This window comes from Geothrix rubra (assembly GCF_030268065.1).
GTDB classification, from domain to species: Bacteria; Acidobacteriota; Holophagae; order Holophagales; family Holophagaceae; genus Geothrix; species Geothrix rubra.
In genome coordinates this window covers 592,077-616,936 of sequence record NZ_BSDD01000001.1, presented here as the reverse complement: position 1 = coordinate 616,936, position 24,860 = coordinate 592,077, and the positions used below count along the sequence as shown (strand labels likewise).

General features: G+C 70.6%; 16 protein-coding genes. 7 read left to right on the top strand and 9 right to left on the bottom strand.

Going from position 1 to position 24,860, the window contains the following annotated elements:
• Positions 1–93: 93 nt before the first annotated feature.
• A complete protein-coding gene (locus tag QSJ33_RS02710; protein ID WP_420801374.1) occupies positions 94–579 on the top strand; it encodes a DUF421 domain-containing protein in 486 nt (161 codons plus the stop codon).
• A gap of 30 nt (positions 580–609) precedes the next feature.
• On the top strand, positions 610–1,503 hold the full coding sequence (locus tag QSJ33_RS02705) for an SPL family radical SAM protein (protein ID WP_285722722.1): 894 nt from the start codon (positions 610–612) through the stop codon (positions 1,501–1,503).
• On the opposite strand, the gene gltB is transcribed toward QSJ33_RS02705, so the two are convergent.
• The gene (gene gltB, locus QSJ33_RS02700; RefSeq protein WP_285722721.1) at positions 1,500–5,888 is read right to left on the bottom strand and encodes a glutamate synthase large subunit; all 4,389 of its coding nucleotides are present in this window, start codon (positions 5,886–5,888) and stop codon (positions 1,500–1,502) included. The two genes, QSJ33_RS02705 and gltB, sit on opposite strands and share 4 nt — an antisense overlap.
• 104 nt (positions 5,889–5,992) lie before the next feature.
• Here gltB and dnaX point away from each other — a divergent pair, with 104 nt between their 5' ends.
• Positions 5,993–7,597, top strand: coding sequence for a DNA polymerase III subunit gamma/tau (gene dnaX / locus QSJ33_RS02695; protein WP_285722718.1), 1,605 nt, complete (start codon positions 5,993–5,995; stop codon positions 7,595–7,597).
• Here the strand turns inward: dnaX and QSJ33_RS02690 are convergent, their stop codons facing one another.
• From QSJ33_RS02690 to dnaG, 6 genes are all read right to left on the bottom strand, one after another.
• Complete coding sequence (locus QSJ33_RS02690) at positions 7,598–7,819, bottom strand: MoaD/ThiS family protein (RefSeq protein WP_285722717.1); 222 nt, start codon at positions 7,817–7,819, stop codon at positions 7,598–7,600.
• Between the two features lie 50 nt (positions 7,820–7,869).
• On the bottom strand, positions 7,870–11,967 hold the full coding sequence (locus tag QSJ33_RS02685; protein ID WP_285722715.1) for a translocation/assembly module TamB domain-containing protein: 4,098 nt from the start codon (positions 11,965–11,967) through the stop codon (positions 7,870–7,872).
• A complete protein-coding gene (locus tag QSJ33_RS02680) occupies positions 11,964–12,944 on the bottom strand; it encodes a serine/threonine protein kinase (RefSeq protein WP_285722713.1) in 981 nt (326 codons plus the stop codon). Before QSJ33_RS02680 ends, QSJ33_RS02685 begins: the two co-directional genes overlap by 4 nt.
• Positions 12,945–13,323: 379 nt before the next feature.
• Positions 13,324–14,943, bottom strand: coding sequence for an MFS transporter (locus QSJ33_RS02675; RefSeq protein ID WP_285722710.1), 1,620 nt, complete (start codon positions 14,941–14,943; stop codon positions 13,324–13,326).
• Between the two features lie 82 nt (positions 14,944–15,025).
• The gene (gene rpoD, locus QSJ33_RS02670) at positions 15,026–16,750 is read right to left on the bottom strand and encodes an RNA polymerase sigma factor RpoD (RefSeq protein WP_285722709.1); all 1,725 of its coding nucleotides are present in this window, start codon (positions 16,748–16,750) and stop codon (positions 15,026–15,028) included.
• Between the two features lie 172 nt (positions 16,751–16,922).
• On the bottom strand, positions 16,923–18,647 hold the full coding sequence (gene dnaG / locus QSJ33_RS02665) for a DNA primase (protein ID WP_285722706.1): 1,725 nt from the start codon (positions 18,645–18,647) through the stop codon (positions 16,923–16,925).
• A gap of 75 nt (positions 18,648–18,722) precedes the next feature.
• On the opposite strand from dnaG, the gene QSJ33_RS02660 reads away from it, so the two are divergent.
• A complete protein-coding gene (locus QSJ33_RS02660; RefSeq protein WP_285722704.1) occupies positions 18,723–19,709 on the top strand; it encodes a hypothetical protein in 987 nt (328 codons plus the stop codon).
• 72 nt (positions 19,710–19,781) lie between these two features.
• Here the strand turns inward: QSJ33_RS02660 and QSJ33_RS02655 are convergent, their stop codons facing one another.
• Together QSJ33_RS02655 and QSJ33_RS02650 are read right to left on the bottom strand one after the other, a co-directional pair.
• Positions 19,782–21,125: an MFS transporter gene (locus QSJ33_RS02655; protein WP_285722702.1), complete on the bottom strand. Its 1,344-nt coding sequence runs from the start codon at positions 21,123–21,125 to the stop codon at positions 19,782–19,784.
• Between the two features lie 70 nt (positions 21,126–21,195).
• The gene (locus QSJ33_RS02650) at positions 21,196–21,753 is read right to left on the bottom strand and encodes a hypothetical protein (RefSeq protein ID WP_285722700.1); all 558 of its coding nucleotides are present in this window, start codon (positions 21,751–21,753) and stop codon (positions 21,196–21,198) included.
• Between the two features lie 52 nt (positions 21,754–21,805).
• On the opposite strand from QSJ33_RS02650, the gene larE reads away from it, so the two are divergent.
• From larE to QSJ33_RS02635, 3 genes are read left to right on the top strand one after another with little or no spacing between them, the layout of a single operon-like run.
• The gene (gene larE, locus QSJ33_RS02645; protein WP_285722698.1) at positions 21,806–22,627 is read left to right on the top strand and encodes an ATP-dependent sacrificial sulfur transferase LarE; all 822 of its coding nucleotides are present in this window, start codon (positions 21,806–21,808) and stop codon (positions 22,625–22,627) included.
• Complete coding sequence (gene larB, locus QSJ33_RS02640; protein WP_285722697.1) at positions 22,624–23,265, top strand: nickel pincer cofactor biosynthesis protein LarB; 642 nt, start codon at positions 22,624–22,626, stop codon at positions 23,263–23,265. Before larE ends, larB begins: the two co-directional genes overlap by 4 nt.
• A 56-nt stretch (positions 23,266–23,321) precedes the next feature.
• Entirely contained in the window at positions 23,322–24,857 is a 1,536-nt protein-coding gene (locus QSJ33_RS02635; protein WP_285722696.1) for an ArnT family glycosyltransferase, read from the top strand.
• Positions 24,858–24,860 lie beyond the last annotated feature (3 nt).

Sequence of the window (24,860 nt, the reverse complement as noted above, 5' to 3'; positions counted from 1 at the left end):
CCGCGGGGCCTCCCGAGGCGGGATCCTTCTCTGCCAGACGGAGGCTCCATGCCGACCCTCGCCCTCCTCGACGGGCTGCCCGTCGGGGTTTCCATGTGGAAGCTGGCCCAGCCCTGGTGGGAGTTCGTGCTGCGGGCCCTGCTGGTATACGGGTTCCTCCTCGTCACCCTCCGCCTCACGGGGAAGCGTCAGGTGGGCCAGCTGGCCCCCTTCGACCTGGTGCTGCTGCTGGTGCTGAGCAACGCCGTGCAGAACAGCATGAATGCCGGCGACAACACGGTGGGAGGAGGCTTCGTCCTGGTCCTGACCCTCCTGGCGGTGAACGGTTTCGTGGGCTGGCTCACCTGGCGCAACAAGCGCCTGGAGACCTTCTTCGAGGGCAGCCCCCAGATCCTGGTCCACAACGGCGTGGTGGACGAGCGGAAGCTGGCCGCCGAGCGCATGACCCGCCACGAGCTCATGGCGGCCGTGCGCCAGGCCGGGCTCACCGACCTGGCGGATGTGCGGGTGGCCATCCTCGAGACGAACGGCCGCATCAATGTCATCGCGAAGACCGGCCCGGCCCCTTCCGCCCCTTGACTTGGCGAACAAAAAGCGAAAACTTGGGGCATGACGCCGCTGCTCCCCTCCGTCGAACCCCCGCCGACCCTCTTCAAGGACCTTCTGGTGGAGCCGGAGGAGTCCCGCTCCATCCTGCGGCCCCAGCGGGATGAGCGCTATGGCTTCGGATTCGCCCTGAGCCCCTATCGCGGGTGCAGCCATGGCTGCCGCTACTGCTACGTCCGGGAGTACCCGAACGCCCTCCACCGGCCCGAGGACTGGGGAGGCTGGGTGGCCCCCAAGCTGAACGCCCCGGAGTTGCTGTGGTCCCAGCGCCACCGGCTGCATGAGCAGCGGGTCTTCATGGCCTCGGCCACGGACCCCTACCAGCCCCTCGAGCGGCAGTACCGCCTCAGTCGCCGCTGCCTCGAGGTCCTGCTGCTGTGCCCCACCACGGAGGTCATCGTCCACACAAGGTCGCCGCTGGTGCTGCAGGACCTGGACCTGCTGAAGGCCTTCGGGGACCGGCTCACGGTGGGGCTGTCCATCCCCACGGATGACGACACCGTGCGTCAGACCGTGGAGCCCCGCGCCCCGGCCATCCCCAGCCGCTGGGCCGCCGCCGAGCGGCTGGCCTCCGCCGGGATTCCCGTCACCATCGGGGTGGCACCCCTGCTGGCCGTCCACGACCCGCAGGCCTTCGCCCGCCGGGCCCGTGCCAGCGGCGCCACCGGGGCCTGGGTGGGCCGGCTGCGCCTCCTGAACCAGGATCCCTTCTACAAGCTGCTGGCGGATTACGGTTGGCTGAAGGTGCTGGATCCCGACTATGCGGAGGAGATCCGCACGGCCTTCCAGGCGGCCTTTCCCGCCCGCCGGAGGATCCGGGAGGCGAAAGCCGCGCCCGTCCTCCCCCCGGCGGTGGCCATGCCCAGCCAGCCGGGGCTGTTCGATCGCGTGGGTTAGGCCGTTTCCCGCGCCTGGGCCACCGCCACCGGCAGGTAGGGGGTGAAGGATGCCAGGGTCTCGGCCCAGTCTGCCAGCAGGGCGATGGCGGTGGCACTGCCGGTCTCGGCGGCGTGTCCTTCGAGGAGGCGGCGGAACAGGGCCTCATCCTCCGGGCGCCAGGGGACCGGCGCCAGGTAGTCCCGGTTCACCCGGGCCCCGTGAAGGGGGCGCAGGAAGAGGCAGCCGCCCGTCATGCCCGCCCCGGCGTTGGCCAGCACCGGACCGAGGATGGCCACGGCCCCCCGGGTCATGTACTCGCAGGCGTGGTTGCCGGCGCCTTCCACCACCGCCTCCGCGCCGCTGTTCCGCACGGCGAACCGGTCGCCGGCGCGGCCCCGGGCGAAGAAGCGTCCTCCGGTGGCTCCGTAGAGGGCGCCATTGCCCAGGAGCGCGTTCTCCTCCGGGATGAAGGTGGCGGCGGGATGCGGGCGGAGGGCGAGGGTCCCGCCGGACATGGACTTGCCCACCGAATCGTTGGCCTCCCCCAGCAGGTGCACGTGCAACCCCTCGGTGAGGAAGGCCCCGAAGCCCTGTCCGGCGCTCCCGGTGAAGACGAGGTGGAGGAGGCCCGGCACCGATGGATCGGCCCCGGTCCGGCGCCGTTCACGGACCCCCCTGGCCAGCTCGCCTGAGAGGGTGGCCAGTACCCCCCGGTCCTGGGTGGTGATGGGGAAGGCCAGGGTCTCCTCCCCGCCGGCCTCCAGGAAGGGCTGTGCCGCTTCCACCACGCGGCGGTTCAGGTCTCCCACGCCGTCCGGAGGAGGGGCGGGAGGCTCACCGGTCCCCGGGCCGGCCGGCGCCGCCAGGAAGGCGGACAGGTCCAGTTTCCGGTCCCGCACGAAGGCGGCCTGCCGCGGGGCCACTTCCAGGAGGTCGGTGCGGTCCATGAGGTCGGTGACGGAGGCGAGGCCCAGGCGGGCGAGGTGGCGCCGCACATCCTCCGCCAGGTGGATGAGCATGCGAGCCACGGCCTCCGGGGTGCCCGTGTACCTGGCCTTGAACTTGGGGTCGTGGGTGGCGATGCCCGCAGGGCAGGTGTTCTTCTCGCAGATCCGGGCCATGACGCAGCCCTCCGCCACCAGCAGGAGCTTGCCGAACTCGAAGCCCTCGGCTCCCAGGATGGCGGCGGTGACGAGATCCCGGCCCGTGAGCAGGCCCCCGTCCACCCTCAATTCCACCTGGCTCCGGAGGCGGTTCTCGCGCAGGGCCCGGTGGGCTTCCAGGAGCCCGAACTCCCAGGGCAGGCCCGCGTGCTTCATGGAGCCCAGCGTGGCCGCCCCGGTGCCCCCGTCGCCGCCGGCGATGTAGAGGATGTCGGCGCCGGCCTTGGCCACGCCCACGGCGATGGTGCCGATGCCCGTGCCCGAGACCAGCTTGACGCTGACCTTGGCGGCGGGATGGACCTGCTTCAGCTCGTAGATGAGCTCCTTCAGGTCCTCGATGCTGTAGATGTCATGGAGGGGCGGTGGCGAGATGAGATCCACGCCGGGGAGCGAGCAGCGGGCCCGGGCGATGGAGGCGTCCACCTTCACCCGCATGAGCTGGCCGCCTTCCCCGGGCTTGGCGCCCTGGGCCACCTTGATCTGGATCTCCTGGCCCGAGATCAGGTACTCCGCCGTGACGCCGAAGCGGGCGGAGGCCACCTGCTTGGTGCTGGCCGTGATGCCGTCGGTCCAGTAGAAGGGATTCTCGCCCCCCTCGCCGCTGTTGCTGCGCCCGCCCACGGCCTCCATGGCCAGGATGAGGTCCCGCTGGCTCTCGGCGCTCACGGCCCCGAAGGACATGGCGCCCGCACCGAATCGGGCCAGGATGCCCTCCCGGGGCTCCACCTGGTCCAGGGGCAGGGGCACCGGGGCCTCCCGCAGGGCCAGGAGGTGGCGGGCGTGGATGGGCTCGTCGGCCTCCAGGGATGCGAGATAGTCGGCGTAGGCCGCAGAGGCCTCTGCCGTGTCGGGATCCAGGGCCACCAGGCGGTGCACCCGCCGGGCCCGGGCGGAGGTCATGCTGTGGCGCTCGCCCTCATCGGGCTTCCCGGATTCGCGGAACTGGTGGGTGTGGAGGAGGCGGTCCCGGAACCCGGACTGGGCGGCCAATCCGGTCTTGAGGAGGATGTCGCCCGCCAGTTCCTCGTAGCCGATGCCGCCGAGGGGGCTGGCATGGCCCGGGAAGAAGGTCTCCATCAGCTCGGGGCCCAGGCCGATGGCCGTGAAGAGCTTGGAGCTCACGTAGCTCTGCACCACGGAGATGCCGCACTTGGCCATGATCTTCAGGAGCCCGGATTCCAGGGCCGCCACGAGGTTCCGCTCGCGCTGATCTGGTGGCAGGCCGGCGAAGGCGGGCGGATCATCCCGGCGGGCGATCTCCAGGGCCAGGTAGGGGCAGACCGCCGCGGCCCCGAAGCTGATGAGGGCGGCGAGGTGATGGGAGGTCCGGGCCTCGGCGGTGTGCATCACGAGGCTGGCGTTCAGGCGGAGCCCCGACTCGTTCAGGGCATGGACCACGGCCCGCAGGGCGATGAGGCCCGGGATGGGCGGCCGCTCCACGCTGGCGTCCCCGTCGCTGAGGATGACGATGCTGGTGCCGCCCTCCACGGCGGCGCGGACCTCGGCGGCCAGCCGTTCCACCGCCGCGTGGAAGCCCGCCAGGCCCTCCGCCCGCCGGAAGACCATGGGAAAGGTCCGGGGGACGATGTGGGACTCGGAGCGATGCAGCCCCTGCATCCGCCGGAGGAAGCGCATCTGCCCCAGGTCGAGGATGGGCCGCGGCAACTCGATGGCCTCGTTCAGGGGCACCAGGTCCTTGGGGAAGAAGATGTTCGGCGCGCGGCCCAGGAACACGCGCAGGTCGGTGATGTTGCCCTCGCGGAGGTAGTCGAGGGGCGGGTTCGTGACCTGGGCGAAGTGCTGGTAGAAGTAGTCGAAGAAGGGGCGCGGTTCCGAGGAGAAGACGTTGGGCCGGGCCGTGTCGCCCATGGACCCGATGGCCTCTCTGCCGGTGGCGATCATGGGGTAGAGCACCTTCTCCAGCTCCTCCCGGGAGCAGGTGAAGAGGGTCTTGCGGAAGGCGCTGACCGGTCCCTCCGGCGCCCCGTCCTCCGGCAGGCTGCCGATCGGCGTGGTCCGGGCGTCGAAGGCCGCGTCCCGGTTCTCCCGGGACTGGCTGGCGTCGCGGAAGTGCATCCGGCCCGTGGCCAGGTCCAGGTTCACGCCGGTGCCCGCAGGGATGATGCCCTTGCGGCGGACGGCGGCCTCGTCCACGGGAAAGGCCCCCGCCTCCGACGCGAGGACGAACCGGTCGTCCGTGAGGACCCACCGGGCCGGCCGGAACCCGTTTCGGTCGAGCCTCGCCCCCACGGTGTTCCCGTCGGAGTACATCACGATGGCCGGGCCGTCCCAGGGCTCCATGGCCCGGCTCCAGAAGGTGTAGAAGTCCGTCTGGCCCTCCGCCGGCGGCATCATGATGGCGAGGATGTCCTCCATGTGGGGGATGCTGCTGCGGTGGAGCAGGGCCTCGGCCATCTCGTTCAGGCTGCCGGAATCGCTGATGGGGCCGTGCGTCACGAGCTGGTCGGCCTTGAGGCCGATGGACATCTCCCGGGAGACGGCCCGGGAGCGGTTGGCGGCGATCGTGTTGATCTCGCCGTTGTGGGCGATGAGCCGGAAAGGCTGGGCCCGGTCCCAGGTGGTGCGGGTGTTGGTGCTGAAGCGGCGGTGGATGAGGGCGAAGCGGGTGGTGTAGCGCGGATCCCGGAGGTCCGGGTAGAAGCGGTCGAGGTCGGCGGCCCTGGTCAGGGCCTTGTAGACGATCGTCCGCGGCGACAGGGAGGCGAAGAAGAATTCCCCGCCGAGGCCCTGCTCCCGGAGCTTCGTGCGGAGGACCTGCTTGGCGTTGTAGAGCAGCTTGTCGAAGGAGGCGTCCGTGCGGCAATGGGCGGGCCGGCGCAGGAGGACCTGCCGCAGGGTGGGCAGGGAGGCCCGGGCCTCCTCCCCGAGCACGGTGGGTTCGCAGGGGACCTCGCGCTCGCCCAGGAGCGCCAGGTCGAAGAACCCGAAGGTGGTGGCGAAGACCTCCATGGCCCGGGCGAACCGGGCGGGATCGCGCGGACCGAAGAGGCTGCCCACGGCCACTTCGCCCGCCTGGCGGCCCAGCAGCCCGAAGGGGATGTCGGTCATCACGCCCGCGCCATCGCTGGAGACCTGGTCGGCCGCGCAGCCCCCGCGGTGCTCCACGCAACGCAGGGCCTGGAGGGCGTCCGCCAGGATCCCGTGGCAGGCCTGGCCCGTCCGGCTGGCGATGAAGCCGACCCCGCACGCGCTGTGCTCGGTCTGGGACGCCCCACCCATCGGATGTCCTTCGGGATGGGGGCAGACTATCCCAATCCAGGGATCCCCGGGAGGCCGAGTTGGGGCCTGACGGCCTCCTCGGCCTTGTGGGAGACTGGATCCCCATGACCACCCTCGCGCTCAAGTACCGGCCCCGCCTGCTCTCGGACCTCGTGGGGCAGGAGGGCAGCGTGAAGGCCCTGGCCAACGCGCTGAGGCGGGCCAAGGAGAGCGGCCGCATCCACCAGGCCTACCTCTTCGCCGGCGTGCGGGGCACGGGCAAGACCAGCACGGCCCGCATCCTGGCCCGGGCCCTGAACTGCGCCGAGGGGCCCACGGCCACCCCGTGCGGGGTCTGCGATCCCTGCCGCGCCGCCGAACAGCCGGACAGCAGCCTCGACATCGTCGAGATCGATGCGGCCAGCCGGGCCTCCGTGGCCGATGCGCGGGCGCTGCGGGAGCAGGTCCAGACCCGGCCCGCCTTCTGCCGCTACCGCGTCTACATCATCGACGAAGTGCACATGCTCAGCACCGAGGCCTTCAACGCGCTGCTGAAGGTCATCGAGGAGCCGCCGCCCCACGCCATCTTCGTGCTGGCCACGACCGAACTGCAGGATGTCCCGGACACCATCAAGAGCCGCGTCCAGATCTTCCCCTTCCGCCTCATCCCGGTGGGCCTCATCGAAGGCCGCCTCAAGCACGTCTGCGAGCAGGAGGGCGTCGCCTTCGAAGGCGAGAGCCTCCGGCTGGTGGCCGAGGCCGGGCAGGGCTCCATGCGCGATGCCCTCACCATCCTCGACCGCGTCATCGCCGCCGGCGACGGACGGGTGCAGGAGGAGGCCGTCCGGGAGCAGCTCGGCATCGTGAGCGCCCACCTGGTGCAGGGCGTGATGTCGGCCCTGGCCATCGGGGACACGGCGGCCCTGGTGGAGGCCTGCCGGGAGCTGGCGGAGCAGGGGGCCGACTGGGCCACCTTCTGGCGCGAGCTGGTGCTGGCCTTCCGGGACCGCCTGGAGCAGGAGGCCCGCTCGGGCCGGGGTCCGCAGGAGCTCCTCCGCTGGGCCCGCATGCTGAACCTGCTGCTGGGCCGCGAACGGGACCTGCGGGACAGCAGCCTGCCCCGGGTGGTGGTGGAGCTCGCCCTCGTGACGGCCGCCCAGCTGCCCCATCTCGCACCCCTGGACGCCCTGGTGTCCGGCGCCCCCGCGGCGCCCCCGCGGTCCGCCGCGCCACCGCCCGCGTCGCCTCCGGTCCCTTCCAGGGCCCCCCAGGCCGCGCGGGCGCCTGAGGGGCCAGCCAGGCCGGTCCCGCAACCGGCCTCGAGGCCAAAGACGCCCGCGCCCGATCCGGCCACCCCCGAGGGCCTCCGCCACGCCTGCAGCGAGGCCCTGCGCCAGGCCCCGGGCCTGCCCAGGACCCTGGGCAGCGCGCCCCAGATGGCCGCGGACCTCCGCTGGGAGCCCCCGGTGCTGCGGTTCCGCTTTCCCGGCAACGTCCGCCAGACCCTCCAGGACCTGGAGCGGGAGCGGGCCAACCCCCACCTGCTCTCCGCCCTGGCCGCCGTGCTGCCCGGCCTCAGGGAGGTGGACATCCAGTTCGATGGGGCACCCGGACCCGCCGCCGCAGCGGCCGCCGAGCGTCCGGAGGACCGCCTCCGCCAGGAACCCGCCTTCCAGGAGCTGCTCCGGATGAGCGGCGGCGAGGTGCTGGAGATCCGGCGGGAAGGCTGATCACCCGCCCGAAACCGGCGGCATGAGGGCCACCTCGTCGCCATCCTTCAGCGGGGTGGTACGGTCCGCGAAGCTCTGGTTCACGGCCAGCAGGGCATCCTTGGGCAGGGTGGCGAACCGGGGATCCGCCAGCAGCTCCCCGAGGGTGGCCGGCGTGGGCAGTTCCAGGTCGCTGAAGCCCAGCAGGGCTCGGTACCGGGCGAAGCACTTCACGGTGATCATGCGATTCCGCCTCCGACCTCCAGCCTACCGTCCCCGGCGGCCTTGGCCGCCTACCGGGGGCTCCAGGTGTGACGGATCTCTCCGGAGGGGTTCAGGCCGGACTGGCCGGTCTGGCTGACACCCAGCTGGAGGATGACGCCGCCGAACCGCCACTCGATCTGGCCGGAAGTCTGGGTCTGCTCGGCGCTCTTCTGATGGGAGACCACGAAGGCGCTCCGCTGACCGAAGAGGTTGATGCTCTTGCCCAGCGTGACATCCGTCTCGGTGGTGCCCAGAGAGCTGGAGCGGACGGCCACATTCACCCGGTCCAGGCCCAGGGTGCGGCGCAGCTGGTCCTGGAAGGGGGCGAAGGCCAGGGTGGACAGCAGGCCCGCGCTGGCGCTGGCGAGTCCGGAGGAGAGGGCCCCCTGGGCGCTGGTGCTGGCCCCGGTGCCCACGTTGGCCACGTTTCCCGGGTTGATGAGGATGGCCACGATCTCGTCCTGCCGCAGGGTGGGGGTCGAACTGGGCACGATGCTCAGGTTGCTGAGGGTGCCGTGGACGTCCAGGTTCACCGTGTAGCCGGGGATGGAGGTGACGCTGCCCCGCAGGCTGATGATGGGGTCGATGCGGTCGGACTCCCCCTTGAAGACCAGGGAGCCCCGGTCCACCACCATGTCCCCGGCCGGGAAGATGTTGGTGACGCGCCCACCGGGTATGAACACCAGGGTGCCGTTGGGGATCGGGTGGGCCAGGGTGCCCTGCACCCGGAAGCGGCCCTCGGTCTTGCCCTCCAGCTTCAGGAGGTTGGTGTCGAAGCTCCAGGGGTTGCGCAGGTCCAGGTCCAGGTCCAGGCCGATGCGGTCGAGGGGATCGTCGGGGTCCAGGCCGGTGAGGCCGCCGCTGTCGCTCAGGGCACTGCGAAGGATCAGGTCTGATAGCTTCACTTCCGTCTGGTAGCTCAAATGGTCTGCCCGCAGGCGTCCCTGGAGCATGCCCCCATCCTCGTCCCCGTTGAGGGTGGCGTTCAGGGTGCCCTGGAGGTCCAGGCCATCCGGGAGGTCCCGCAGCTGGAAAGTGGCCAGGGAGGCCTGGAACCCGTACCGATCCACCCCCCCGGGCTTCCAGGAGAGCCCACCCGTGGCACGGAGCTGGCCGTGGGCCAGGGTACCGGTCAGGGGGTGGTCCTCCGGGATGGAGAGGGTCCGGTCCTTCAGGATGAATTCCGCATTGAGATCCTCCATGCCCTGGTAGCCCTGGAGGCGCATCTGGCCCTGCTCCAGGCGGAGGTAGCCGTCCAGGAGGGGGTCCTCGTAGGTGCCGTGGAGGAGGAGGTCGAACCGGCTCCCGCCGTTCACCTTGAGGTCGGACAGCAGGCTGTATTCGTCCACCTCCATGACCCGATCCAGGATGGCCTTGAGGTGGGCGAGGTCGGCAGACCCCTTCGCCTGCAGGGCCAGGGGGGCGGTGGTGGTGAAGGGGGCCCGGCCGGAGAGGTGGATGTCCGCAGCCGGTCCCCGGGGCCCGGTCGCACCGCGCTCCCCGCCCTGGAGGGTCAGGTCCAGGTTGGCCCCGGTGGCATCCCCCCGGAGGTCCGAAGGGCCGCTCTGGTGGAGCTCGAAGGCATTGAAGAGTCCTTCCAGGCGCGTCACATGCCCGGACCAGCGGAGGCCGAGTGCAGGGCTCCAGGTCCCGGTGGCGTCCAGTTCCGCCTGGAGGTCCTCCAGCAGGTCCTCCGTCAGGCTGCTGGCGATGGAGGCGGTGTGGGCGGTGTCCTGGGCCACCCGCAGTCCGAGGGCGCCGGTCAGGCCGGTGCCACGGGTCTGCGCCTGCAGGGTCAGCAGCGGCCGGGCCATGCCCTCCGTGCCCAGCCGGGACTGGAACCGGCCCCGCTCGAGACGCAGGTCCCCTTCCAGGCCCTCCACGCTGCGGCCGAAGAGGAAGATGCGCCCGCGGCTGAAGGCGAGGTCCCCTTCGGGCAGGTCCAGGGGACCGAAGGGACTGGTGATGGGCCCCAGCAGCCGGGCCTTCACCTGGGACTGCAGGTGGGGTCCCGGAAGGCCCAGCAGCTGGGAATCCATGCGGCCGGAGAGGTCCACGCGCCAGGTCCAGCCCGGAATGTCCATGTCCGCCTTGCCGGTGAGGGCCAGGGCCCCTTCGGGATCTGATCCCGGTTCACCGAGGAGGTCCGGCCGCTCCGCCACGCGCACATCCCCCAGCCGGAGCCGGAGGGTGTCCAGGTCCATGTCGAAGTCCGAGGAGGCCGCCGGAATGCGGATGCCGTAGGCCTCGCCGGATTCGACCTGCGCCTGGCCCTCCATGAGGATGTGGTCGAAGGAGCCGTGGAGGCGCACCCACCCGCTGCCGATGCCGGTGAGGGGAAGGTCCTTGCCGTCTTCGTCCTTCACGTCGGCGGCCCGCAGCCCTTCGGCCACGGGCAGGCGGGAGGCGGTGTAGCACATGTCCAGCTGCGGCTGCCCCTTGGGCACCCGTCCCCAGGTGAGCCAGAGGTCCCCGTCGCCTCGGCCTCCGCCCTTTTCCACCTGGATGTCATGCACCCGGAGGTCGCTGCGACGGATCTCCACCTGGGCCTTGAGCTGATCCGCCGTGGCGCCGTGCCATCGGGGGGCGCCCACATCCACATCGCCGTCCAGCTCCAGCCCCTTGGCCGCGCTCCACCGGACCTGGGCCCGCGCCTGGGTGCGGCCGCCCATGTCCAGGTCCACCACCTTCCAGGCCGTGAGGGCGCGGGCCACCTGGGCCGCATCCACCTGGACTGCGCCCTGGCCCTGGAGATCCAGGAGGTTCTTCGGGCCGAACTGGGCGCGGGCCGAGCCCTGGATCTTCAGGGTCTCCAGGTCGAGGTTCAGGTCCTGGACCTGGGCCAGACCCTGCCCCAGGTTGGCGCTGAGTCCGCCGGCGTCCCGCCCGTTCTGGCTCAGGGCGAGGTGCGCCGAGCCTTCCCAGCGGTCCAGGTGGGCGAGGGCCGCGGGATCGGCCGGGCCCTGGATCTCGGCTTCAAGGGTGGTCCGGACGCCCTGAAGCTCGGGCACCCGGGCCGCACGGCCGAGGGCATCCAGGCTGATCGCCTCGCCCTGGACGCGAAGGCGGGCCTGGCGATGGGCAGCCCAGGTGCCTTCCGCCGTGACCGATCCCTGGGGCGAGAACCATCGGAACCGGTCCAGTCGGGCCTGGTCGAGGGTGCCCTGGGCGCGGACCTCCAGGTTCCCGGGCTCGATGGCCGTCTCGGCCGGACGGAGGTCCTGGCCGTCGGCCGAGAAGGTCCAGTGGGGGTGGGCCAACGTGCCACGGACCGCGGCCGTCAGGTCGAGGCTGCCTTCGAGGGGCGGACGGGGGCCGGCCCCGGCCCAACGAAGGGCCTGGACCAGACCCACCACGCCGGAGATCCGCGCCTCCAGGCGTTCGGGCTTCTGCGGATTGCGCGGGTCGAAGCGGCCGGTGAGCCGCAACTGGCTGTCCCCCAGGCGGAGGTAGCCCTCGTGGAGCAGCAGCACGGGTTCGGAGACCTCGCCCTTGAAGTCGATGCGCCCCTTCTCCCAGCCCTCGGGCCCCTTCACGATCAGCTGGGGGGCGGTGAAGGCGAGGTGCAGGCGGTTGGGGCCGATGCCCGTGCCCTTCACCTCGAAGCGGAAGCGGGTGGCCGGAAGGCCGCGCAAGGGTTCCGGGATCTCCACCTCCCCGCTCGTGAGGGCGAGGAGGTCCAGGGTGACCTGGGGCAGCGGCCCCTTCCGGGGGGCGCGCTCGCGGAGGTGGATCTGGGCGAGGTTCGCCTCGGTGAGGCGGAGGTGGGGGTGGTCCAGGCGCAGGGAGAAGATCCGCGGCCGGCTGCCGAACAGGGACCCGGGATCCGCCTGCAGGTCCAGGCGGCTCACGTGGAGGAGGTCGCCGCCCACGGCGATGTCCCGGAGGGTCAGGGTGCCCAGCAGGGGGTGGAACTCGACCTGGCCGACGGACAGCGAGAGTCCCGTCTCCTTCCGCAGGGCCACATCCGCCCGGCCGACGAGCCACTGGTAGACGAAGGGGCGATCCAGCACCCAGGTGCTCGTGGTCACCACCGCGGTGCCGCCCACGAGGGTGTAGGTGATCCGGCGGACCCAGCGGCGGCCCCAGGTGCGCTTGACCGCTTCCTTGGCTGAGGACCAGGTCATCGGTCGGGAATCTTCTCACTGCACCGGGGGCACCTCGTGGCCATGCGGGGCAGGGGGCAGTAGCAGAAGGGGCAGAGCCGGCCCTGGGTGGAGGCCGAACGGAGGGTGGGGTGCGGGCCGGAGGTGGACGTGGAGAGGATGGCCGTGCCGAGGGGCCGGGTCTCCCGCGCCACGTTGTCCTTGAGCCGCCGCAGGGCCTCCAGGAAGGCCTGGGCCGATAGGTAGCGTTCGCCCAGGTTCACGGCGAGGGCCTTCATCACCACCTCGGAGAAGGCCTTGGGCACGATGGGATTGCGCTGGTGGGGCGGCGTGATCTCCTGGCTGGTGAGGGCCTGGGCGATCTTCAGGGGGTCGGCGTCATAGAAGGGCACGGTGCCGGTGAGCATCTCGTAGAGGGTGATGCCCAGGGACCACAGATCGGACTGGAAGACCGCCCGGCCCCTGAAGTGCTCGGGCGCCATGTAGGGGGGCGAGCCGATGCGGGTGGGCGCGTAGGGCACGTGCTGCATTTCCAGCACCCGCGAGGTGCCGAAGTCCGTGACCTTCGCCACGCCCTCGCGGTTCACGAGGATGTTGGCGGGCCGCAGGTCGCGGTGCAGGATCTGGTGGCCGTGCGCGAAGGCGATGGCGCTGCAGACGTCGATCCCGATCTCCAGGGCCCGCGTGGGCGCGAGGCTGCGCTCCCGGCGGATCATCCGGTCCAGGCTCTCGCCCTCGACGTATTCGAGGACCATGAAGAAGATGCCGTTCTTCCGCTCGACGGTGATGAGCTCGACGATGTTCGGGTGCTTGAGGCCCGCCATGATGCGGGGCTCCTTCAGCAGGTCCACGATCTCGTCCTGCTGCTGGTGGGGCACCTTCAGGGCGACCTTGCGGTTCACCCAGGTGTCCATGGCGAGGTACACGGCCCCGAAACCGCCCGATCCGAGGCGGTCCAGGATCTGGTACTTGCCCAGCGTCTGGTCCTTCGACAGCACGGGGAATGACTCCGCAGCGATGCACCCAGCATGACCGGAATCCGGCCCGGGCTCCAGAGATCCCAGCTAGGGCCTGTCTTCAAATTGGGGTGCGGCCGCGCAAGGGGCGCCGCCCAAGCGAGGCCAGGAAAGCGACGAAGGCGATAGCGGCACTATCGGCAAGGAGCTTGACGCAGCATCGCGCCGGGCGCCGCCCCTTGCCCTTCGGGACGTGGCCAGCCGTACCCCTGGCGGCGTTGCCGACCTTGAACGATGTCCCGCATCGCCCTGCGGTCGGCGCCCTCTCGGTATCGCCTCCGGCGATACGCGAGACGTACAGATATCTGCCATGGCCGCGGCTGGCCGGCGTCGCGGCTCACATCCAATTTGAAGACAGGCCCTAATCCAGGATGCGGTCCAGGATCGAGACGGGTTCGTCCCAGGCGGCGATCAGGTGGCGGATCCGCGGCTTGCCGTCCGCAGTCAGGGCGTAGGCCTGCCGGATGGCCACCCGGTCCTCCACGGTGGCGCGGTGGTGCTGGCGAAGGTGCTCGCCCCAGCTGGAGCTGAGGAAGCTCTCCACGAAGCGGCAGGAGGCGGGCTCCGGCCGGGCGAGATCCTGGAAGAGGGACCAGCGGACAGCCCCGTCCCGGATGCGGATGCGGCGGACCTCCCGCATGGCCGCCTGGAAGTCGGCCTTGCGCTCCTGGGGGACGATGTATTCCAGCACCGTCATGATGGGTCCCTCGTCCGGGTGGATGGATTCCGGCGAGTGGGGCTGGAGCCGATGGGGAGTCAGGTCCAGGGGCTCGTGGAGGGCCTGGATCCGCAGATGGGCCGTGGCGGCCAGGACCGCCAGCATCCCGGAGGCCGCGCCGGCGAAGGCCACATGGAGGCCCCAGCGCTCGCCCACCCAGCCCCAGAAGGCCGCACCGCTGGCCATGGCGCCGCCCCAGACGGTGATGTAGACCCCCAGGGCCCGGGCCCGCACCCAGGAGGGCACGGAGAGCTGCACGCCGGTGTTGTAGGTGCTGAGGACGGAGAGCCAGCCCATGCCGCAGACCAGCAGGGCCAGGGCCACGGGCAGGGTGTGCTGCACGAAGGCCAGCACCAGCAGGCCTCCGGCGAACAGGGTGGTGAAGGCGGCCAGGAGGGTATTGGCCCCGAAGCGATCCCGGATGCGGGGCAGGCTGAAGGTGGCCCCCACGGCGCCGGCCCCGATGCAGCCCAGGAGAAGGCCGAAGGCCACGGAGCCCAGGTTCAGCCGGTGGATGGCCAGGGTGGGCAGCAGGGCGAAGATGGTCCCCCCGAAGAAGACGAAGCCGCCGCTGCGGAGCAGGATCACCTGCAGCACCCGGCGGTGGCGGGTGTAGCGCAGGCCCACCTTCATGGCCGCGCTGAAGCGCTCCGCCGGCAGGTCCGTGGTGACCGGCTGCCGCTTCCAGGCCTTGAGGACCACCACCACGCCGATGAAGGACACGGCGTTGAGGGCGAAGGCCCAGGTGGCGCCGAAGGCGCCCACGATGAGCCCGCCCAGGGCAGGGCCCACGGCGCGGCTCACATTGAAGCCGGCACTGTTCAGGGCCACGCCGGCCGGGATCTGGTCGCGGGGCACCAGGTCCGGCACCGAGGCCTGCCAGGCCGGGGCGTTCAGGGCGCCGCCCACGCCCAGCAGCAGGGACATGCCGATGAGGAGGCCCGGGGTGACCAGGTGCAGGGCCGAGAGGACGGCCATGGCCGCCGCCACGATCAGCATCCAGGCCTGGGTCCCCAGCAGGAGCCTCCGCCGGTCCACGATGTCCGCGATGGCGCCCCCGGGCATCGAGAGGGCCAGCATGGGCAGGGTGGAGCCCGTCTCGATGAGGCTCATCAGCAGCGGTGAGCGCGTGAGCTCGCCCATGAGCCACTTCTCGCCCACGCTCTGGATCCAGGTGCCCACGTTCGAGGCCATGGCCGCGATCCAGATCGCCAGGAAGAGGCGGTTCCGCAGGGGGGCGTAGGGATCCTTGGCGTCGGTCACGGGAGATCCAGGCTACCGCGGGTGGGCGGGGATGGAAGCCAAAGGGCCCCGGAGGGCCCTTTGGAAACAGGAGGAACCGTGCTCAGCCGAGGAAGGCTTTGAGCGTCTTGGAGTAGCGCGGGTGGCGAATTTTTCTCAGCGCCTTGGACTCGATCTGGCGGATGCGCTCGCGGGTGACGGCGAACTCGCTGCCGACCTCCTCCAGCGTGTGCTCGGAACCGTCGTCGCCCACGCCGAACCGCATGCGGAGCACCTTCTCCTCCCGCTCGCTGAGGGTGTTGAGGACGTTGCGGACGGTCTCCTTGAGGCGCTGCTGGACCACCTGCTCCACGGGGGAGACGACGGTCTTGTCCTCGATGAAATCCCCCAGGTGGGAGTCCTCCTCCTCGCCAATGGGCGTTTCGAGGGAGATGGGCTCCTGGGCGATCTTCATCACCTTCCGGACCTTGCCCACGGGCATGTCCATGGCATGGGCGATCTCCTCGGAGGAGGGCTCGCGGCCCAGCTTCTGGACCAGCTCGCGCTGGGTGCGGATGAGCTTGTTGATGGTCTCGATCATGTGCACCGGGATGCGGATGGTGCGGGCCTGGTCCGCGATGGCGCGGGTGATGGCCTGCCGGATCCACCAGGTGGCGTAGGTGGAGAACTTGAAGCCGCGGCTGTACTCGAACTTGTCCACGGCCTTCATCAGCCCGATGTTGCCCTCCTGGATCAGGTCCAGGAACTGCAGGCCGCGGTTGGTGTAGCGCTTGGCGATGGACACCACGAGGCGCAGGTTGGCCTCGATCAGCTCAGCCTTGGCGGCGCGGCTGATGCTCTCGGCGCCCTTGAGCCCGTTGAAGTCCTTGTGGAAGACCTCGCTGGTGGTCTCGTACTTGATGAAGAACTCCTCGAGGGTCTTCTCGATGTGCTCGAGTTCCTGCTTGTAGCGGTCCTTCAGCTTGGCGAAGGCGGGGTTCTTCAGGCGGTCCCGCAGCTCGCGGCACTTCCGCTCGCCGGCCATGACCTGGCTGTGCTGGTGGGTGATCCGGTCGATGAGGCGGGTGACGGCCAGGCTGTTGAGGCCCAGCTTGCGGATCTGCCGGGAGAGCCGGGCCCGGGCCTGGAGGATCTCCCGGTCCAGCTTCCGCTTCTTGGGCAGGGTCTTGGTGCCGGCGTCCACCTGGCGCTTGACGTCCAGGAGCTCCTGGAGGGCCTGGTCGTACACCAGCAGCTTCTCGAACTGGTGGTGCACGTGCTGGGTGGCCGAGGTGCTCTCGGCATCCTCGTCCTCGTCCACCTCGTCGGAGAGGCCCACGACCTCGCGGATCTTGCCGGGGTTCTCCTTGAGCATCCGGCCGATGTCGATGAGGAGGCTGGCGGCCAGGCGGGAGCGGGAGAGGGCCCGCATCACGCTGCGGACGCCGACCTCGATGCGCTTGGCGATCTCGACCTCGTCCTCGCGCTTGAGGAGGGGGACGGTGCCCATCTCCTTGAGATACATGCGGACGGGATCATTGAACTTGTCGCTGTCCGGGCTGTCGATCTCGACCTCGAGATCCTTGTCCAGCTTCGCGTTCGGCTCCACCGCCACGAATTCCGGCTCGATGGCCTCCCGGGCCAGGATGGCCTCCTCCTCGGTGGCGCCCACGCCGACGCCCAGGCGGGCGAACAACCCGATGACCTGCTCGAGGTCGTTGGGGCTGGAGGCGGAGGGTGGGAGGAAATCGTTGAGCTGGTCGACCAGCAGGTATCCGTGTTTCCTTCCGAGGGAGATGAGAGCTTTGGTCAGATCGTAGTAGTCTTCGCGGAGTGGCGTCAGAACCATTCGGACCTCAAAGAGCGCGGCAGGCGGGCGGACCGGAAGGGACCGGTGGCCGAGGAGAGAGCAGAGTCCGGCCAATGTACGGACCGACCCGGAACTTTCCAGTATAGGGGGTCCGGGAATTCCGGCAAGGGCTGGGTTTGCGTGAGGCCTGGAGGACCGCGCCGCCGGCCGCTCAGCGCCGCAGCCGACGCCGCTGGGCGAGCTCCTTCTTGCGGATGAGAAGATCCTTCTGCCGGCCCATGAGGCGGTCGGTCACTCCCCGGTCGGACAGGGTGCGGGGATCCTGGAGCAGCCGGTTGTTGGCCTGGATCTCCCGGTCCACGTAGTCCGCCTCCAGGCGCGTCATCAGGGCCTCCGGATCCCGGCCCTCCCCGTCCTCCTGGCGGCTGGACTGGGCTTCGGCCCGGCGCACGGCCGCCAGGGCCTCCGCCGGCAGCTGGGCGGGGTCCCCCTCCGCATCGAGGAGGGCCTGCAGGACCGGCGCGCCGGGCAGGGCCTCCCACCAGGCCGGCGGGATCTCCTGGATCCGGCGCCACTGTCCCTCTCTGCAGAGCAGGACCAGCGCACGGATCAGCTCGTCCAGCTGGAGCAGGGGGGGAGCGGCCGCGGCGGGCGAGGGGGCGGGTGCCTGCCTCCGGGCGCCCACGGCGCGATCGAGTTCCTGGAGGGGGAGCTGGAGCTGGTGGGCCAGGCTGGCGAACAGCTCCCGGGTCTCCGGGGTGCGGGGCAGGAAGGGCAGGAAGTCCAGCAGGTCCTTGAAGGCGCCCATGCGATCCGTGATCCGCCGCAGGTCCTTGCCCTCCAGGGCCCGGTCGATCATGAAGGCTGTCCAGTCCGGCGCGGTCCGCAGGAGGTCCCGGAAGGCATCGCCGCCCAGCTTGAGGCACCAGGTGTCCGGATCCTCGCCCTGCGGCAGCTCCAGCAATCGCACCTCGAAGCCCAGGGGCAGGGCCATCCGCAGGCCCTTCTCCATGGCCCGTCGGCCCGCAGCATCCCCGTCGAAGCAGAGGATGACGCGGCGGGTGAAGCGCCCCATCTGCTTGAGGTGGTCCTCCGTGAGGGCCGTGCCCAGCGGGGCCACGGCCTGGTGGATGCCGTTCTGGTGGAGCTGCAGGACATCGAAGTAGCCCTCCACCACCAGAGCGCCTTCCTTCAGTGTGCCCTTGGCCCGGTGGAAGCCGAAAAGGCTCTCCCCCTTGTGGAACAGGGGGGTGTCCCGCGTGTTCAGGTACTTGGGCTGGCCCTGGCCCATGATCCGGCCGCCGAAGGCCACCAGGCGGCCCCGGGCGTCGTGGATGGGGATGGTGAGGCGGTTGCGGAGGAAATCGATGGGTGTGCCCCGCTCGCTCCGACCGGCCAGCCCCGCCTGTTCCAGGAGATCCCCGGAGAAGCCCAGGCCGCGCAGGTGGGTCACGAGGGCATCCCAGGCGTCGGGCGCCACGCCGAACCCGGCCTCGGCGATGAAGCCGTCGCCGTAGCCCCGCTCCCGAAGGTAGGCGCGGGCCCCCTCATGGCGGGCGAGCTCGCGCTCGTAGAAGGCCTGGGCCGCGTCCAGGGCGGATCGCAGGCGGTCTTCCAGATCCACCTCGCTGGCGGGCCGCTCCCGGCGCTGGGGGAGGTCGATGCCCGCGGCCCGGGCCAGCTGGTCCAGGGCCTCGGGAAAGCTGAGCCCCTCCCGGTCCATGAGCCAGGCGAAGGCGTCGCCGTGCTTGCCGCAACCGAAGCAGTGGTAGAAGCCCCGGGCGGGTACCACCTGGAAGCTGGGACTGCGCTCCGCGTGGAAGGGGCAGAGGCCCACGAAGGCGGAACCCTGCTTCCGGAGCTTCACCGCCTGGCCCACCAGGGCCAGCAGGTCCGTCGCGTCCCGGACGCGCTCGACGATCTCGCGATCCCGCATGCTCAAGGAGTAGCACGGACTGGGGCGCCCGGCGATCGGTCATGGCATGCTTGAGGATTCGCGCCACGGTGGACCATGAGCCAGCTCCTCGACACGATCCTGCTCTTCAGCCTTCCGGCCTCCGGCAAGTCCGAGGTCCGGCGGTACCTGGCCAGCCTCACACCCGACCAGTGCCGGAACGACTTCCACATGGGGCCCACCCTCCAGCTGGACGACTATCCCTACGTCCACCTCATGCACCGGATCGACGACGAGCTGAAGGCGAACGGCCTCGACTACGCCTACTACCACGGCCCGAACCGCCCCTTCCGGGACAACTGGACCTGGGCCGTCCTCATCGAGCTGCTGAACGAGGACTACGCCGATCTCATGGCCGGGCGCCAGGTGGTGGTCCCCAGCGCGGCGCAGCACCTCATGGACCGTCTGGATGCGGCCCACGCCAAGGTGGGCCTGGCGCAGCCGATGGGAGAACTGCCCCACCGTCTCCGGCTGAAGGTGGCCGCCGCCCTGGAGGCCGAGTGCCGGGCCGAGCTCGACGCCCTCAACCGCCAGAACGCCCAGGACAAGGCCGGGAAGACCCTGGTCATCGAGGCGGCCCGGGGCGGCGCCAACGGGTCGGCCTTCCCCCTGACCCCGCCCCACGGCTACGAGACCGCCTTCCAGACGCTGGCGCCCGCCATCCTGGAGAGGGCCGCAGTGCTCTACGTGTGGGTGGATCCGGCCGAGAGCCGGCGCAAGAACATCGAGCGCGGCCGGCCGGATGGCCAGGGCAGCATCCTCCACCACAGCGTGCCCATGGAGGTGATGCTCGGCCAGTACGGTTGCGACGACATGGCCTGGCTCCTGGAGCAGAGCGACCGCCCCGGCACCATCCGCGTGGAACGCATCGTCCCCGAAGGCGACCGCTACGCCGCGAAGGTGTACCACCTGCCGGTGGCCCGTTTCGACAACCGGAGGGACCTCACCACCTTCGTCCGCGAGGAGCGGAGCCTGTGGAAGGTCGAGGACGTGAAGGCCATCCATGGCGGGCTCAAGGCCGCCTTCGACCAGCTGGCGAAGTAAAGGCCTTCATCCCCAGGTTCACACAGATTCCTTTGGCCTTCGAATCTGTGCCGTCTGCGGGTCGGATGGGCCTCAGTGCGCCCCGGCGCTGGGCTTGGCGTGCCAGAGGCGGGTCATGATGAAGGCCCCCACCAGGCTGAAGGGGATGATGCTCCCCACCCAGACCCAGGCGCTCGTGGGCGTGTGGCCGGCGGTGGCCACGCCGTCCCAGCCATGGGTCTTGAGGAGGTAGCCCAGGCCGAAGCCCGTGAGGCCCGATCCGATGTACTGGATGCCATCCAGGGCGCCGGCGACGGTGGCGGCGGCCTTGCGCCCGCCGAAGTCCATGGAGGCGGTGCCCGTCAGCATGCCGTGGACGCCGAAGATGAACATGGCGGTGAGGCCCAGCAGGACGATGGCCCAGATCTCTCCGCCGTGGGTGCCATGGCCGAGCGCGGCGCCCAGCAGGCCCAGCATGACCACCTGCACCAGGTAGAAGAGGAAGGCCACCGGGGGGCGGCGGGACTGGAAGAGCTTGTCGCTCATCCAGCCGCAGAGCAGGCCCCCGAAGATGCCGCCGAACATGAAGGCCACGCCGGTCCACCAGTACAGCCCGGCCCGGTTCGACAGGCCGTACACGGCGCTGAGGTATTCCGTGAAGTAGAGCATCACGCCCTGGCGGACGAAGCCCGTGCAGAACTCCGCGAAGATCAAGGACACGATGATCGGGTTGTGGAAGACCTTGCGCATCAGCTCCCGGAGGGGCAGGGGGGCGTCCTCGGCATCCTGGGCGCGGGAGCCGTCGCCGGTGTCGAAGTCCCCGAAGCCCGCATGGCTGGGGCGGTTGCGCACGAGGGTGAGATCCACCAGGAACATCACGCCCATGGCCAGGCTGGGGACGAGGAAGACCCAGTACCAGGCCAGGTGGCTGAGGATGAAGGAGCCGGCGGACACCGCGAAGAAGTAGCCGGAGGAGATCATGATCCCGAAGATCCCGCCGAAGACGCCGCGCTCCTCCACATGGAACCAGGTGCTGTTGACCTTCACCACGGACAGCGCGCCGAGGCTCTGGAAGAACATGTTCGCGCTCCAGAGCAGGCTCATGCTGACCATGAGCTTGGCGGTGAAGCCACCCAGGAACATGAGGCCCACGGCGAGGTTCAGCACCGCCGCGCCCAGGGCGCCGTAGAGGATGGCCTTCCGCCCGCCGATGCGGTCCGCCAGGGGCCCGGTGAGGGCGACGGACAGCCCGTAGGTCCAGAAGCCCAGGGTGGCGATGAGGCCCATCTGCGCGATGTCCAGGTGGTACATGCGCCCGATGTCGGCCTTCACGATGTTGAAGTTGTAGCGGCCCATGTACATGGCCGCGTAGGTGAGGCCGAGGGGGAACCAGTTCAGGAACCGGCGGAAGCGGAAGGCGCGACTGTGCTGTTCCAATGTGACCTCGAGGTCTCCAGGCTACCGGACCCGCCCGGATGCCCCAAGTGACGAACCTGTAACGGCCGTCTCAATCCGCCTTGTGGAAGGACTCGTCCGTGCCGGTCAGCTCCCACCGCCCGCCGTGCCGCTCGAAGGTGGCGTGGCGCTCCTTCATGGCGCCCAGGGCGACGTCCGGGTGCAGGGCCTGGAACAGCGGGAACTGCGCCGTGGGGTTCGCCAGCCGGATCTGGTAGGCCACCCTGGCGCCCTCGCGGGTCGGTTCCAGGCGCAGGGCCCGCACGAAGACCGCCTCGGCGGCCGGGATGCGAAAGCCCTTCGGGGCGGCGGTGATGGTCTTCGGTGCGTCCGCCTTCAGCCGGAAGGTGTAGGTCTCGCGATTCCCCTCCTCCGTCCTGGCGATGTCGAACCAGCCGCTGCGGTCCAGGTTCTCCTTGAGGGCCTGGAGGCGCAGGGCCTCGGGGCTCCCCTTCTCGGCGGAGGCCCGTTCGGGCACGGGGACAGGCACCACCACCGGATAGGCCTTGGCGAGGAGCGCTTCGGCCTTGTCCTTTTCGAGCTTGGAACTGCAGGCCAGGGAGAGCAGGGCGGCCGGGATCAGGAGGGCGGTCAGGAGGGGTCGGCGCATGGGTTTCCTTCTGCGGGCTTGGTTCGGGTCCCGATGGTGACACACTGGAGGGATGGACGCAGCCGCCCTCGAGACCCGCCTCCTGGATGTCCTCCGGACCCGTCTGGACGGTCGTCCCGCGTACGTGTGCTTTTCCGCGGGGATCGACTCCACCGTCGTCCTGGCCGCCTGCCTGCGCCTGGGCGCACCCACCACGGCCCTGCTGGCGGTGGGGCCGGCCCTGGCCTCGGACGAGCGCGCCGAGGCCCATGCCCTGGCCGGACTGCTGGGGGCCGACCTGCGGGAGCTCGAGGCCGGGGAGTCGGACCGCCCCGGCTACCGGGCCAACGCCGGGGACCGCTGCTACCACTGCAAGAGCGCCCTCTACGACACCGCGGAGGCCTTCGCGTCGGCGGCCGCGGACGGTCTGCTGCTGAACGGCACCCAGATCGAGGATCTCGGCGACATCCGACCGGGCCTGAAGGCGGCGGCCGAGCACGGGGTGTTCCAGCCCCTGGTGGCCGCGGGCTTCGGCAAGGAGGCCGTGCGGACGCTGGCCCGGCACTGGGGCCTGCCCAACGCCGACAAGGCCGCCTCGCCCTGCCTGGCCAGCCGGTTCCCCGTGGGTGTCGAGGTGACCCCCGAACGCCTGGCCCAGGTGGAGCAGGTGGAGGCCTTCCTCCGCAGCCGCGGGCTCTGGCCCGCCCGGGCCCGCTGGCACGAGAGCATCGTCCGCATCGAACTGGACCCGGACCTGGCCCGGCTGGCCCTGGCCGAGCCCCTGCGCTCCGACCTGGAACGCGCCTGCTGGCGGGCCGGCTTCCGGTTCCCGGCCCTGGACCTGGGCGGAATCCAGAGCGGCAGCCTGGCCAAGGCCCTGGAGGTGGCGCCGTGAACGCTGACATCCGCTGGGATCATGACCGCGAGTCCCGCACGGGCATCCCCGAGGTCGTCTTCGCCCCCGGCAAAACCGTGGAGCAGGTGGTACGGCTCTTCTCCGAGGGTGAAGGCCTGCGGCTGGCCACCCGGCTCTCTGACGCCCAGATGGCCGCGGTCGAGGGCCTGGCCCAGGTGGATCCCGTGGCCCGGACCGCCGTGCGCGCGCCCCGGCCCCTGCGGGACCAGCCGCCCGTGGGCCTGCTCACGGCGGGCACCGGCGACATCCCCGTGGCCATGGAGGCGAAGGCCGTGCTGGAGGCCCTTGGCCATCCGGTGAAGACCTTCTTCGATGTGGGCGTGGCGGGGCTCCACCGGCTCCAGTCCGTGCTGCCCGAGCTGCGGGTCTGCCCGGCGATCATCGTCTGCGCGGGCATGGAGGGGGCGCTCCCCAGCGTGCTCGCGGGCCTGGTGGACAGCCTCGTCATCGCCGTGCCCACCAGCATCGGCACCGGCGTGGCCATCGGCGGCACCACGGCCCTCCATGGCATGCTGGCCTCCTGCAGTCCCGGCATCGCCGTCGTGAACATCGACAACGGCTTCGGTGCCGCCTGCTGCGCCATCAAGGTCGTCGGACACCTCGCCAGGCGGTCCTAACCCGGCGGCCTCCCCTTCCGTAGCCGGCCTGGCAAGCCTGATCCAGGAGGTTGTGCATGGCAACGTCGAGGGAACTCCCCCCGGTGGCCTGGCGGCTCGTGGGATTCGTCGTGGCGGTAAAGCTCCTCCTGCACCTGGCGGCGAGCGGCTCCTACGGCTACTTCCGGGACGAACTCTACTTCCTGGACTGCGCCCGGCACCTCCAGTGGGGCTACGTGGACGACGCTCCGGGGATCGTGTGGCTCTTCAAAGCCGCGCTCCTGGCGGGCGGCTCTCTGCCGGTCGTCCGTGCCCTGGCGGCCCTCGGCGGCGCGGTCACGGTCCTCAGCGCCTCCCTGCTGGCCCGGGAGCTGGGGGGGAAGGGCTTCGCACAGGCCTTTGCCGGGCTCTGCGTGCTGGCAGCTCCCATCTTCCTGGCCATGGACGGCGTCCTCTGTGTGGGGGCCTGGGAGCCCCTGTTCTGGATGGGCTGCGTCCTCCTCGCCCTGCGCATCGCCCGGACCGGAGACTCCCGGCTCTGGCTCTGGTTCGGCCTGGTGGCGGGTCTGGGCCTGCTCCTGAAGTACACGATGGGTCTGGTGCTGCTCTGTTTCCTGGTCGCCATGGCCCTCACGCCCCTCCGGCGGGAATTCCGGAAGCCGGCCTTCTGGGCCGGGGTGGGCCTCGCCCTGCTTCTCTTCCTGCCGGCCCTGCTCTGGCAGGTGCGGAACCACTTCCCCCTCCTCACGGACATGGAGAACATCCGGCGCGAAGGCAAGAACGTGGTGCTGGGGCCTCTGGCCTTCGTGAAGCAGCAGATCGAGTTCCTGGATCCCCTGCTCCTGCCGGTCTGGCTGGCCGGCCTCGTTGCACTGTTCCGGCGGCGGGAGGCGCGCGTCCTGGGCTGGTTCTACCTGCTGCTGCTGGGGGCCATGATCCTGCTCCACGGCAAGAACTACTACCTCGCGGCCATCTACCCCATGCTCTTCGCGGCGGGCGCCGTGGCCCTGGAGGCGGCCCTCGACCGCTGGCGCTGGAGCCGGGCGAAGGCCTGGCCCAGGGCCGTTCCGGCCGCGGGCGTGGCCGCCACCTTCCTCCTCTTCGTGCCCGTCTTCGTGCCCCTGCTCCCCCCTCAGAAGCTGCATGCCTACCAGGTCCGCCTGGGCCTGAAGCCCGAGCGGGCCGAGGTGAGCCACGCCGGGCCTCTGGACCAGGTCCTCGGCGATCAGTTCGGATGGCCGGAGATGGCCCAGGAGGTCGCCCGCATCTACGCCTCGCTCCCGCCGGAGGAGCGCGCCAAGACCGGCATCTATGCGGGGAACTACGGCGAGGCCGGCGCCATCAACCAGTTCGGACCGGCCCTGGGGCTGCCGACGGCCATCTGTGCCCATCAGGCCGATTCCTACTGGGGCCTGCCCGCCGTGGAGCCGGCCAACCTGATCTGCCTGGGCTGCAGCCGGGAGGGGCTCGAAGGCCACTTCGATTCCGTCACGGAGGTCGCCGTGCACCACTCGCCCTGGGGCATGGCCGAGGAGAACCGGCCCATCTACCTCGGCCGGGGCCTCCGGACACCGTTGCACACGATCTGGCCCCGGATCACGCACTGGAACTGAACC